Here is a 12211-nt window from a genome sequence, read left to right on the forward strand (position 1 = left end):
TCTAGCCGGTCGGCCTTGCCTTGGCCGGTATCACGGGCGCTCCTGCCGCTTGCCTGACGGAGACGCCCGCGGGTTGTCTGCCGATTCCCATCCTGCACGAAGTCACTGGATCCCGGCCTTCGCCGGGATGACGGTCAGGAGCCGGACGATTCCTGAGACTTCAGCCGTTGGCGCCGCGCAGGCGCGCGATCAAACCGGCAACGCCGCGCTCGGCCAATGCCACCGACGCGGCGAAACCGGCCGCATCGCCATACCACGGGTCGGGAAATTCCAGCGGCGGCGCCGCGCCCGTCCATTCGAGGAACAACGCGGCCTGCTCCGCCTGTCCGGGCGTGGCGGCCAGCTTGCGCAACTCGCGCAGGTTGTCGCGATCCATCGCCAGCAGCAGGTCGTAGTCCGCGAAATCGCGTTCGCGCAATTGGCGCGCGCGATGTTTCGACAGGTCGTGGCCCGCGGCGCGCGCCGCCTTGACCATGCGCGGATCGGCGCCCTCGCCCGCGTGCCAGCCGCCGGTGCCGCAGGAGGCCACGGCCACGTCCAGTCCCGCTTCGGCCAGGCGCTTGCGCGCCACGGCTTCCGCCAGCGGCGAACGGCAGATGTTGCCGAGGCAGACGAACAGCACGCGCCGCACGCTCATTCCTGTGTCCGCAACCATTGCTCGGCACGCGCGAGGTCGGCCTCGGTGTCGATGCCCGGCGGGAACGGCTCGGGCGTGAGCCGCACCGCAATGGCGTGGCCGTGTTCCAGCACGCGCAACTGCTCCAGCGACTCGGTCTGCTCCAGCGGCGTGCGCGGCAGCCGCGCGTACTGCGCGAGGAAACCCGCGCGATAGGCATAGATGCCGATGTGGCGCAGGAACGGCACGCCCGGCGGCAAAACTTCGCGATCCGCGGCGAAGGCGTCGCGCGCCCACGGCAGTGGCGCACGGCTGAAATACAGCGCGCGGCCGTTCGCGCCGCGCACCAGCTTCACCGCGTTGGGGTCGAACAATTCGTGTGCATCGGCGATGGGCGTCGCCAGCGTGGCCATCGGCGCATCGTCCTCGGCCAGCGCGCGCGCCACTTCGCGGATGCCGGCGGCGGGCGCGAACGGTTCGTCGCCCTGCAGGTTCACCACGATGGCGTCGTCGCTCCAGCCGCACAGCGCGGCGCACTCGGCGAGGCGGTCGCTGCCGGAGGCGTGGTCGGAACGGGTCATGCATACCTTCACGCCCTGTCCGGCCAGCGCGTCGGCGATGCGCGCGTCGTCCGTCGCCACCACCACGTCCGCCGCGCCCGCCTGCAAGGCCCGCTGCGCCACGCGCACCACCATCGGCACGCCGGCGATCCCGCGCAGCGGCTTGGCCGGCAGGCGGGTGGAACCGTAGCGGGCGGGAATGGCGACGATGAAGGGCGGAACGGAAGTCATGCGCTGCGCTGCCGGGGCGGAAGGAGGGACTCGGCCATGGAGTCTACACATACGGCTTCCGCCACCCCAGCCACACAAATCCGCAGCAGGCGAGACCGTTCAAACCGAGCGTAGGCCGTCAGGGCCGGAGTCGAGGGTTGCATGACGTTTCGACTGCGCTCGCTGACGCGAGCTACGCTCAACGCGAACGGTCAAATCCGGACTGGGGCGCTAGCTCACCCGCGGGTTTCGTCCACGCGCCTGCTAAAATCCGGCGCATGAACACGCCCATCCCCGCCCGGATCGCCGCGCTGCGCGCGGCCATGCAACAGCACGGCGTCGCCGCCGTGATCGTCCCCACGGCCGACCCGCATCTGTCCGAATACCTGCCTGGGCGCTGGCAGGCGCGGGCGTGGCTGTCCGGCTTCGACGGCTCGGCGGGCACGCTGATCGTCACGCGCGAACACGCGGGCCTGTGGACCGACTCGCGCTACTTCTCGCAGGCCGAGCAGCAGCTCGCCGGCAGCGGCGTCGCGCTGATGAAACTGCGCGTGCCGCACACGCCCGAGCACCTCGAATGGCTGGCCGCGCAACTGGAGCACGGCGACGTGCTGGCCGTAGCCGGCGACAGCGTCTCGGTGGCCGGCCTGCGCGCGATGGAAGGCAAGCTGGCCGAACACGGCGTGCGCGTGCGCACCGACCTTGACCTGCCCGGCGCGATCTGGCACGACCGCCCCGCCCTGCCCCATGCGCGCATCGTCGAGCATCCCATCGCCTGGGCCTGCACCACGCGCGCGGACAAGCTCGCGCGCCTGCGCAGCGCCATGCGCAAGCACGGCGCCACGCACCATCTCGTTTCCAGCCTCGACGACATCGCCTGGCTCACCAACCTGCGCGGCAGCGACGTGGAGTGCAACCCGGTGTTCCTCGCCCACCTGCTGGTGGCGGCCGAGGGCAAGGCCACGCTGTTCGCCGAGCGCGGCAAGTTCGACGACGCGCTGGTGGCCAAGCTCGCCGCCGACGGCATCGCCATCGCGGCCTACGACGGCGTCACGGGCGCGCTGGCCGAGCTGGACCAGGCCGACGCGCTGCTGTTCGACGCGGGCCGCGTGGTCTGCGCGGTCAGCAATGCGATCCCCGCCGCCGCGCGGCGCATCGAGGCCGCCAACCCCAGCACCGCGTTCAAGGCGGTGAAGACGCCGGCCGAGCTGGATCACGTGCGCGAGGTGATGCGCCGCGACGGCGCGGCGCTGGCCGGCGCGTTCCGCGAGATCGAGCACCAGCTCGCGCAAGGCAAGCCGCTCACCGAGCTGGACGTGCACCGCCTGGTGCACGCCGCGCGCGCCGCGCAGCCGGAATTCATGGGCGAAAGCTTCGCCACCATCGCCGGCTACCAGGCCAACGGCGCGCTGCCGCATTACCGCGCCACGCAGGAGTCGCACCGCGCCTTGCAGGCGAAGGGCCTGCTGCTGATCGACTCGGGCGGCCAGTACCTCGGCGGCACTACCGACATCACCCGCGTGCTGGCGCTGGGCGAAACCACCGCCGAACAGCGCCGCGACGCAACCCTGGTGCTGAAGGGCATGATCGCGCTCTCCCGCGCGCGCTTCCCCAAGGGCGCCAGCGGCCCGCAGCTCGACGCGCTGGCGCGCGCGCCGCTGTGGGCAGCCGGCTGCGACTACGGCCACGGCACCGGCCACGGCGTGGGCCACTTCCTCAACGTGCACGAAGGCCCGCAGTCGATCCGCCCGCCGGTGTCGGGCGGCGCGCTGGTGGCGCTGGAGCCGGGCATGATCTCATCCATCGAGCCGGGCCTGTACAAGCCCGGCCGCCACGGCATCCGCCACGAGAACCTCGCGGTGGTGACCGAGGCCGAGCGCACCGAGTTCGGCGAGTACTACGCCTTCGAGACGCTCACGCTGTGCCCGTTCGACCGCCGCGCGCTGGAGCCCAGCCTGCTCGGCCCCGAGGAACGCGCGTGGCTGGACGACTACCACGCCACCGTGCGCGCCGCGCTGGCGCCGCTGCTGGAAGGCGCCGACCTCGCGTGGCTGGAACGCCACTGCGCGCCGCTCTGACTCGCTTGACCCTCCACCAGCGCGCCGCCATGCTGCGACGCTTTCATCTGCCCGACGACCACGCATGAGCAGTCGCTACAACGCCGCCGACATCGAAGTCCTCTCCGGCCTGGATCCGGTCAAGCGCCGCCCCGGCATGTACACCGACACCACCCGCCCCAACCACATGGCGCAGGAGGTGATCGACAACTCGGTGGACGAGGCGCTGGCCGGCCATGCGAAAGCCATCGAGGTGGTGCTGCACGCGGACGGCTCGGTGGAGGTCAGCGACGACGGCCGCGGCATGCCGGTGGACATCCATCCGGAGGAAGGCATCCCCGGCGTCGAGCTGATCCTCACTCGCCTGCATGCGGGCGGCAAGTTCAGTGGCAAGAACTACAACTTCTCCGGCGGCCTGCACGGCGTGGGCGTGTCGGTGGTCAACGCGCTGTCGCAGCGCGTGGAAGTGACGATCCGCCGCGACGGCAACGAATACCGCATGGCGTTCGAGCACGGCGACCGCGTGAGCGCGCTGGAAATCATCGGCACCGTGCCGAAGAAGAAGACCGGCACCACCGTGCACTTCTGGCCCGATCCGAAATACTTCGACTCTCCGAAGATCTCGCTGCCCAGGCTCAAGCACCTGCTGCGCGCCAAGGCCGTGCTGTGCGCCGGCCTCTCGGTGAAACTCACCGACGAAGCCAGCGGCGAAACCAGCGAATGGTTCTACGAGGACGGCCTGCGCGACTACCTGCGCGGCGAACTGGACGGCGGCGAGGCGCTGCCGGCGGAACTCTTCGTGCACCACGTGGCGCGCGACACCGAGGGCATGGACGTGGCGCTGGCCTGGCTGCCGGAAGGCGAGCTGGTGCAGGAGAGCTACGTCAACCTGATCCCCACCGCGCAGGGCGGCACCCACGTCAACGGGCTGCGCTCCGGCCTCACCAACGCCATCCGCGAGTTCTGCGACATCCGCAACCTGCTGCCGCGCGGCGTGAAGCTGGCGCCCGAGGACGTGTGGGAGCGGCTGGCCTTCGTGCTCAGCGCCAAGCTGCTCGACCCGCAGTTCGCCGGCCAGACCAAGGAGCGCCTCTCCTCGCGCCAGGCTGCCGGCATGGTGGAGAACGTGATCCACGATGCCTTCAGCCTGTGGCTGAACCAGAACGTGGACACCGGCGAGCGCATCGCCCAGCTCGCGATCGAGCGCGCCAGCGCGCGGCTCAAGGCCGCCAAGCAGGTGGTGCGCAAGAAGATCACCCAGGGCCCCGCCCTGCCCGGCAAGCTGGCCGACTGCACTTCCACCGACCTCTCGCGCACGGAACTCTTTCTGGTGGAGGGCGACTCCGCCGGCGGCAGCGCCAAGCAGGCGCGTGACAAGGAGTTCCAGGCGATCCTGCCGCTGCGCGGCAAGATCCTCAACACCTGGGAGGTGGAGTCCACCTCGGTGCTGGCCTCCGAGGAAGTGCACAACCTGGCCGTGGCGATCGGCTGCGACCCCGGCAAGGACGACCTCAGCGGCCTGCGCTACGGCAAGGTGATCATCCTCGCCGACGCCGATTCCGACGGCCTGCACATCGCCACCCTGCTCTCCGCGCTGTTCCTCAAGCACTTCCCGCACCTGGTCAGCGAGGGCCACGTGTTCGTGGCGATGCCGCCGCTGTTCCGCGTGGACGTGGGCAAGCAGGTGTTCTACTGCCTCGACGAGGCCGAGAAGCAGGCGATGCTGCAGAAGATCGAGCGCGAGAAGATGAAGGGCGCGGTCGCCGTCACCCGCTTCAAGGGCCTGGGCGAGATGAACCCGCCGCAGCTGCGCGAGTCCACCATCCATCCCGATACCCGACGCCTGGTGCAGCTCACCGTGGACGGCGACGACGGCACCGCCAAGCTGATGGACTTGCTGCTGGCCAAGAAGCGCGCCAGCGATCGCAAGGCATGGCTGGAGGAAAAGGGCGACCTCGCCACGCTCGAGGTCTGACAGGGCGGGCGCCGCAGGCCGCCCCGGATTTGCCCGTTTTCGTCGCCGCCCGAGCACAATGGGCGTCCATTCTTTTCGCACCATCCTCCAACCTCAAGAACAGCTCCATGCTAGTCGCCGAGTACCCACAGGAAGTGGAAGGCCACATCGACGTGGCTACTGTCGCCACTCCAGCTGTTCCGGTTTCCGCCGCACGCCTGTCCGGACTCGATGGCCTCCGGGCCATCGCGGTCACGGCCGTCGTGCTTTTCCATGCCGACTTCTACTGGGCCCGCGGCGGCTACCTCGGGGTCGACCTGTTCTTCGTCATCTCCGGCTTCCTGATCACGGGCCTGATCGCGCGCGAGGTGGAAGCCACGGGGCGATCAAGTCTGGGCGATTTCTATTGGCGCCGCGCCAAGCGCCTGCTCCCGGCCGCATGGCTGATGATGGCCGTGGTCGTGGCCGTCGCGGCACGGGTCGCGCGCGACGCGCTGCCCCACCTGCGCAGCGATGCCGTCGCCTCGTTCTTCTACGCCACCAACTGGGGACTGCTGCGCAGCCAGACATCGTACTTCGAGGCCATCGGCCGGCCGCCGCTGCTGCAGCATCTGTGGTCGCTGGCCATCGAGGAGCAGTTCTACATCGCCTGGGCGCCGCTGGCTTTCGTCGTGTTGCCGCGCATCGGCCGGCGCGCGCTGGCAGGCATCGCCCTCCTGCTTGCCGTGGCCTCGGCCGCCTGGATGGCAGTGCTGGCGCAGCGGATGGGCTACCCCGGGCAGGGCGACCCTTCGCGCCTGTATTTCGGCACCGACACCCACGGCTTCGCCCTGCTGCTTGGCTCGGCGTTCGGCCTGCTCTGGCGTCCGGCGCCGGACGGACGCCCGCGCCTCGCGGCGCGCATCCTCGGCTGGCTGCTCGGCCTCTGCACGCTCGCCCTGATGGTCAGGCTGTTCGCGACGATGGGCGAAAACACGCCCACGCTTTACCCGTGGGGTTTCCTTGGCGCCACAGCCGCGGCCATCGTCCTGATCGCCGCGGCCACGCATCCCGGCATGGCCTTCGGCCGCTGCCTGGACAACCCGGTGATGCGCTGGATCGGCGAGCGCTCCTACGGCATCTACCTGTGGCACTGGCCGATCTTCATGCTGACGCGGCCGGGCATCGACCTGCGCACGCTGGGCGACGGCCAGGCGCTCGCCCTGCGCATCGCGCTCACGCTCGCCGCGGCCGGGCTGTCGTACCGCTGGCTGGAGATGCCGGTGCGACGCGGTGCGCTCGAACGCATCTTTGCCCGCAAGCGCCGCCACGCCTGGCCGGCGCGGCTGGCCGTTGCGCTGACGCTGTCGCTCGCCTTCGGCTCCGTGGGCGCAACCCTGCGACACGCCCCCGCCGAGGCCAGGCCCGCGCAGGACGTGCGCGCAGCGCTGTCGCTGGGTGCGACGATGCCTCCCGTTTTGCTGCGGGACACGCTTTCCTCCATCCCGGCCGCATCGGTGGAGATCCCCGTCGAACCGGTCGTCCTGCCAGCCGTCCCGGCACTGCCGGACGAACCCGCCGTGGCGACGTACACCGGCGCCGAACTCACCGCCATCGGCGATTCGGTGCTGCTGGGCTCCAGCCGGCTACTGAAAGCCATCCTGCCGGGCGTGGACGTGCATGCCACGATGGGCTGGCAGGCCGCCGACGTCATCCGCCAGCTCAAAGCGCTCAAGCAATCCGGCTCGCTGCGCGCCGTCGCACTGGTGCATCTCGGCACGAACGGGTACGTCACCGAGGGGCAACTGCGGCAGATCCTCGCCATGCTGGCGGATTGCAAGCGCGTGGTACTGGTCAACACGCACGTGCCGCGCCGCTGGATGGAGGCGAACAACACGCTCATCGACCGCGTCGCGCCGGGGTTTCCCAACGTGGTGGTGGTTCGCTGGAACGACGCCTCGGAAAACCAGCCCGACTACTTCGTCTCCGACGGCGTGCACCTGACCGGCATCGGACAGCGCGCCTTCATCACGGAGATCATGCGCACCGGCCACCTGGCCCGCGACGAGGCGACGGCCGCCGACGCGGATTCAGCCGACGCCTCCGATGCGCAGGCCGGCATCGCGGGCGATCTCTCGCCCACCCTGGTGCTCGCCCCGCAACCCGCCGCCAGCGACCGCTACTGGCGCAAGATGGCGCTGTGCGAAACCGGCGCCAACTGGCGCAACAAAGACCATAGCTCGGGCGGCCTCGACATCGCGGTGGACGACTGGAAAGCCTGGGGCGGCGCGGGATTCGCCCCGACGCCGGCGGAAGCCACGCCCGCGCAGCAGATCGAGGTGGCCAACCGCATCTCGACGCAGGGCTGGGCGAATCCGCAGGGCGAGGTCGTCAAGCCGGTCGGCTTCGCACGCTGGCGCTGCGTGGCGGCGCTGGGCCGCCCGCATTCCGGCTCCCTTTACACCTACACTCGCGAAAGCGTGCTTGCGCAGACATTCCACCTTGGCGAACGGGGTGAAGTGGTGCGCGACCTGGAGCGCATCCTCGGCGACGCTCCCGACGGCATCTACAGCAAGCGGCTGCACAGGAAGCATCTCGCCTACCTGAAAAAAAATCGCCTGCCCGAATCCCTGGCGGGCACGGATTCTTGAACGACTGGAGAACACGGCGCATGGCATCTGTTTCGCGCTGGTTGACGATCGGTGCCTGGTGCGCTGCCTGTCTGGCCCTGCCCTTCGGCATGCCTGCGTTCGCGCAGGATGCCGCCCCATTCGCGAGCGACGTCGGTGACCTGGTGTGCCCGAACGCGCCTACCGCTCCGCCGCGGCCTTCCACGAACGGCCCCGGCGGCCACGCCATGGCCCCGAGTACGCAGATGCCCAGCGACGCCGAACTCGGGCCGCTGGTGCGCACGGTCATCCGCAAACAGCCCTTGCTGGATGCCCGCACCATCGCCGGCTTTGCGCCGGGAAGCGCCGCCCATCCGCGCCGCATCGCTTTCTGGGGCGACAGCCATATCGCCGGCGGCCCGTTCGCACCCACCCTGATCCAGGCCCTGCGCGACAAGGGACTCAGCGTGGAAGCGCGCTTCCTGCCGCCGACGATGGGCCGCGCCAACGTCGTGCTGCCCGGCTTGCGCGCCTACTGCATCGGTTCGAGCTGGACGACGACACTTGCCTACACGTCGCCGACTCCGCTCGACATCGGGCCGGCATTGGCCAATCGCATTGTCGATGCCGGCCCGGACAGCTACCTCTGGCTCGACGTGCGCGACGCGTCGCGTCGAACCGACGTGCAACAGGTGCGCCTGGTCTACAGCGCGCCCGCCGGCGCATCCATCGACTACGTGATCGACGACCGCGTGCGGCGCACGCTGTCCCTGCCCGCGACGGCGGCCAGCCGCACGGTGGCGCTGCGCGCCGATGCCCCGATCTCCACCCTCAAGCTGCGCGTGTCGCGGGGCAAGCTGGTGCTGCAGGGCTTCATCCTCGATCGCACGCAGACACCGGATGTCGCGTTCGATTTCTTCGGCATCCCGTCCGCCACCGCCAAGGGCTGGGCAAACGCCGACCCGGAAGCGCTTGCGCAGGCGCTGCACGGCGTGGGCTACGACGGCGTGGTGCTGGAATACGGCACGAACGAAGGTGCCGACCCCGATTTCGACGCGGACAAGTACGCAACCATGCTGGCCCGCGCCCTGGGCAACCTGCGGCAGGTGCTCCCCAACGCATCCTGCCTGCTCGTGGGGCCACCCGATCGCGGCGTGCTGCGCAAGGGCAACGGCAACACGCCGCCACTGCTCGCCTACGGACGCATCCACCAACGCATCGAACGGATACAGCGCGACGTGGGCAGCCGCTTCGGCTGCGCGGCATGGAACTGGCAGGATCTCATGGGCGGGCCGGGCGGCAGCTACGGCTGGGCGCATGCCAACCCCAGCCTGATGGGGCACGACCTCATCCATCTGAGCCCCGACGGCTATCGCCTCACCGGCCGCTCCTTGGCCCACAGCCTGGGCTGGTCGCCGTAAATCGCGCTAAGGTCACCGCCACTGCCCGGCCCAAATCGACGGAACCCGCCATGGCCCTCACGCCGCCCTTCGACCTGCAACGCTGGATAGACGAACACCGCCACCTGCTCAAGCCGCCGGTGGGCAACAAGTGCATCGTCGACGGCGACTTCATCGTGATGATCGTGGGCGGCCCCAACGCGCGCACCGACTACCACCACGACGAAGGCCCGGAATTCTTCTACCAGCTCGAAGGCGAGATGGTGCTGAAGGTGCAGGACGAAGGCGTGGCGCGCGACATCCCGATACGCGCCGGCGAGATGTTCTACCTGCCGCCGCGCGTGCCGCACTCGCCGCAGCGCATGGCCGATTCCATCGGCCTGGTGATCGAACGCCGCCGCCTGCCGCACGAGAAGGACGGCCTGCTGTGGTTCTGCGAGCGCTGCAACCACAAGCTGTACGAGGAATACTTCACGCTCGACAGCATCGAGCGCGATTTTCCGCCGGTGTTCGAACGCTTCTACCGCTCGCGCAAGGCGCGCACCTGCCAGGCTTGCGGGCAAGTTCATCCCGCGCCGGAACGCTACGCGTAAGCGCTCGCCGGAAAGGCGCTAGGCCAACCGCGCCAGCCACTTGCCAGCCATGCGACGCAGCGATGCGTCGGCCTGCGGGTCGCGGGCGATCTCGTGCACCGGCTTCCACGCCAGCGCCAGCGACTCCGCGTTGATCGCGTATTCCTCGCTGCCGGTGGCGCGCACCACGTAACGCACGTCGTAGTGCCAGTGTTCCGGCTCGTCGGCGCGCGCGGGGATGCGATGGCGGTCGATGTCGAAAATTTTCGGCTCGACCACCAAGGCGTGCAGCCCCGATTCTTCCTCCGCCTCGCGCAACGCCACGCGCGCCAGTTCGCTGTCGCCGTCGGCGTGGCCGCCGAGCTGCAGCCAGCGGCGCAGCTTGGCGTGGTGCATCAGCAGCGCGCGCTCGCCGTCCACGCTCACCAGCCACGCCGAACCGGTGAAGTGGCCGACGAGGTGGCTGCGCTTGAACACGCCCGGATGCGAGGCGAGGAACATCTCGAAGTCGGCGACGGCTTCGCCCTCGTCCGGATGGCGTGCGAGATAGTCGTCCAGCGCAGCGGCAAGTTGCGGAAACCGGTATGGCATGACTTGTGGCAGGGGCGCAAAAATGCAAAGCGCATTCTAGCTGCATCGCGTCTTGTCCCCCTCCAACCGCTCCGCTATGGTTGGGCGTCCGTCGGCTCGTCGCGCCCCTCTTCGTCGCGTTTCCGTTCGAGCGTGACGCCGCAGTTTTCCGGGGAACCACGCATGCTGTTCAAGCGCATCAAGCCTATCGACCAGATCATCGCCACGGCGGAGAAGAAAAGCCTCACCCGCCAGCTCGGTGCCTTCCAGCTCACCATGCTCGGCATCGGCGCGATCATCGGCACCGGCATCTTCGTGCTCACCGCCGAGGCGGGCCAGAAGGCCGGCCCCGGCATGATGATCGCCTTCGTGATCGCCGCGGTGGTCTGCGCATTCGCTGCCTTGGCCTACGCGGAGCTCGCCGCCATGGTGCCGGTGGCCGGCTCGGCCTACACCTATACCTACGGCGTGCTCGGCGAAGGCGTCGCCTGGATCGTGGGCTGGGCGCTGGTGCTGGAATACACCATCGCCGCCAGCACGGTGTGCGTGGGCTGGGCCGGCTACGTCAACGGCCTGCTCGCGCACGCGGGGTTCGGCCTGCCGCACTTCCTGCAGGTGGGCCCGATGGACGGCGGCAGCTTCAACCTGCTGGCCTGCCTGATCGGCCTGGCCATCACCTGCCTTCTGGTGGTGGGCACTTCGAAGTCGGCCAAGGTCAACACCGTGCTGGTGCTGGTGAAGATCGTCGCGCTCACCGCCTTCATCTTCGTGGCGCTGCCGGCGGTGAAGGACTCCAACTTCACGCCCTTCGTGCCGAACGGCTGGGGCAGCCCGATGGGCGGCATCGGCGTGCTCGGCGCGGCGGCTTCCATCGTGTTCGCCTACATCGGCTTCGACGCCATCTCGACGGCGGCCGAGGAAACCCGGAACCCGAACCGCAACATCCCGATCGCCCTGATCGGCTCGCTGGGCGTATGCACCATCTACTACCTGCTGGTGAGCTATGGCGCGGTGGGCTCGGTTGGCGCGCAGCCCATGCTGGGCCCGAACGGCGTGGCGCTGGAACCGGGCACGCCGGCGTTCGCCGCGGCCTGCGACGGTTCGCAGGCGCTGGTGTGCAGCAAGGAGGCGCTGGCCCACGTGGTGCGCCTGCTCAACCACAATACCATCGCCGCCTTCATCGCCTTCGCCGCCGGCATCGCGCTGCCGTCGGTGATCCTCACGATGACCTACGGCCAGACCCGCATCTTCTTCACCATGTCGCGCGATGGCCTGCTGCCCAGCAAGCTGGCGAAGATCCATCCGCGCTTCCACACGCCGCACGTGATCACCCTGATCACCGGCGTGTTCGTCTCGCTGTTCGGCGCGCTGTTCCCGGTGGGCATCCTCGCCGACATCACCAACTCGGGCACGCTGTTCGCCTTCATGATGGTGGCGGTGGGCGTGCTGATCCTGCGCCGCACCCAACCCGACCGCCCGCGTCCGTTCCGCACCCCGCTGCCGTGGCTGGTCTGTCCGCTGGCGGTGATCGGTTGCCTGCTGCTGTTCCTGAACCTGTCGAAGGAGGCCAAGATCACCTTCTTCGCATGGGGCGCGATCGGCCTGGTGGTGTACTACCTGTACGGCTACCGCAAGAGCCACCTGGCCCGCGGCGTCGAAGCGGACTGATCCCGCCCACGCGCCA

The 12211-nt window shown here is 69.4% G+C and carries 9 protein-coding genes; 6 read left to right on the forward strand and 3 right to left on the reverse strand.

Going from position 1 to position 12211, the window contains the following annotated elements:
* Nucleotides 1-160: 160 nt before the first annotated feature.
* Together ACZ5Z2_RS09915 and kdsB are read right to left on the reverse strand one after the other, a co-directional pair.
* Nucleotides 161-637 (reverse strand): low molecular weight protein-tyrosine-phosphatase, encoded by a 477-nt coding sequence (locus tag ACZ5Z2_RS09915; protein WP_464758377.1) that lies wholly within the window; start codon nucleotides 635-637, stop codon nucleotides 161-163.
* On the reverse strand, nucleotides 634-1407 hold the full coding sequence (kdsB, locus tag ACZ5Z2_RS09920; RefSeq protein ID WP_464758378.1) for a 3-deoxy-manno-octulosonate cytidylyltransferase: 774 nt from the start codon (nucleotides 1405-1407) through the stop codon (nucleotides 634-636). The genes ACZ5Z2_RS09915 and kdsB overlap by 4 nt, the downstream gene beginning before the upstream one ends.
* Before the next feature lie 257 nt (nucleotides 1408-1664).
* Between kdsB and ACZ5Z2_RS09925 the strand changes: the two genes are divergently transcribed.
* From ACZ5Z2_RS09925 to ACZ5Z2_RS09945, 5 genes are all read left to right on the forward strand, one after another.
* Nucleotides 1665-3464, forward strand: coding sequence for an aminopeptidase P family protein (locus tag ACZ5Z2_RS09925; RefSeq protein ID WP_464758379.1), 1800 nt, complete (start codon nucleotides 1665-1667; stop codon nucleotides 3462-3464).
* Between the two features lie 64 nt (nucleotides 3465-3528).
* On the forward strand, nucleotides 3529-5418 hold the full coding sequence (gene parE / locus ACZ5Z2_RS09930) for a DNA topoisomerase IV subunit B (protein WP_464758380.1): 1890 nt from the start codon (nucleotides 3529-3531) through the stop codon (nucleotides 5416-5418).
* Between the two features lie 107 nt (nucleotides 5419-5525).
* Entirely contained in the window at nucleotides 5526-8027 is a 2502-nt protein-coding gene (locus ACZ5Z2_RS09935) for an acyltransferase family protein (RefSeq protein WP_464758381.1), read from the forward strand.
* Nucleotides 8028-8233: 206 nt separating this feature from the next.
* On the forward strand, nucleotides 8234-9406 hold the full coding sequence (locus ACZ5Z2_RS09940; protein WP_464758382.1) for a GDSL-type esterase/lipase family protein: 1173 nt from the start codon (nucleotides 8234-8236) through the stop codon (nucleotides 9404-9406).
* A gap of 50 nt (nucleotides 9407-9456) precedes the next feature.
* On the forward strand, nucleotides 9457-9978 hold the full coding sequence (locus tag ACZ5Z2_RS09945; RefSeq protein WP_464758383.1) for a 3-hydroxyanthranilate 3,4-dioxygenase: 522 nt from the start codon (nucleotides 9457-9459) through the stop codon (nucleotides 9976-9978).
* An 18-nt stretch (nucleotides 9979-9996) separates the two neighbouring features.
* Here the strand turns inward: ACZ5Z2_RS09945 and ACZ5Z2_RS09950 are convergent, their stop codons facing one another.
* Nucleotides 9997-10548, reverse strand: coding sequence for an NUDIX hydrolase (locus tag ACZ5Z2_RS09950; RefSeq protein WP_464758384.1), 552 nt, complete (start codon nucleotides 10546-10548; stop codon nucleotides 9997-9999).
* A 162-nt stretch (nucleotides 10549-10710) separates the two neighbouring features.
* On the opposite strand from ACZ5Z2_RS09950, the gene ACZ5Z2_RS09955 reads away from it, so the two are divergent.
* Entirely contained in the window at nucleotides 10711-12195 is a 1485-nt protein-coding gene (locus ACZ5Z2_RS09955; protein ID WP_464758386.1) for an amino acid permease, read from the forward strand.
* Nucleotides 12196-12211 lie beyond the last annotated feature (16 nt).

This window comes from Rhodanobacter sp. G1 (assembly GCF_055397855.1).

Bases quoted from the DNA above. Each gene is read 5' to 3' on its own strand.
- ACZ5Z2_RS09925 (WP_464758379.1), top strand. From the start codon at position 1,665: ATGAACACGCCCATCCCCGCCCGGATCGCCGCGCTGCGCGCGGCCATG.
- ACZ5Z2_RS09955 (WP_464758386.1), top strand. From the start codon at position 10,711: ATGCTGTTCAAGCGCATCAAGCCTATCGACCAGATCATCGCCACGGCG.
- ACZ5Z2_RS09950 (WP_464758384.1), bottom strand. From the start codon at position 10,548: ATGCCATACCGGTTTCCGCAACTTGCCGCTGCGCTGGACGACTATCTC.
- ACZ5Z2_RS09945 (WP_464758383.1), top strand. From the start codon at position 9,457: ATGGCCCTCACGCCGCCCTTCGACCTGCAACGCTGGATAGACGAACAC.
- parE (WP_464758380.1), top strand. From the start codon at position 3,529: ATGAGCAGTCGCTACAACGCCGCCGACATCGAAGTCCTCTCCGGCCTG.
- ACZ5Z2_RS09935 (WP_464758381.1), top strand. From the start codon at position 5,526: ATGCTAGTCGCCGAGTACCCACAGGAAGTGGAAGGCCACATCGACGTG.
- ACZ5Z2_RS09915 (WP_464758377.1), bottom strand. From the start codon at position 637: ATGAGCGTGCGGCGCGTGCTGTTCGTCTGCCTCGGCAACATCTGCCGT.
- kdsB (WP_464758378.1), bottom strand. From the start codon at position 1,407: ATGACTTCCGTTCCGCCCTTCATCGTCGCCATTCCCGCCCGCTACGGT.
- ACZ5Z2_RS09940 (WP_464758382.1), top strand. From the start codon at position 8,234: ATGGCCCCGAGTACGCAGATGCCCAGCGACGCCGAACTCGGGCCGCTG.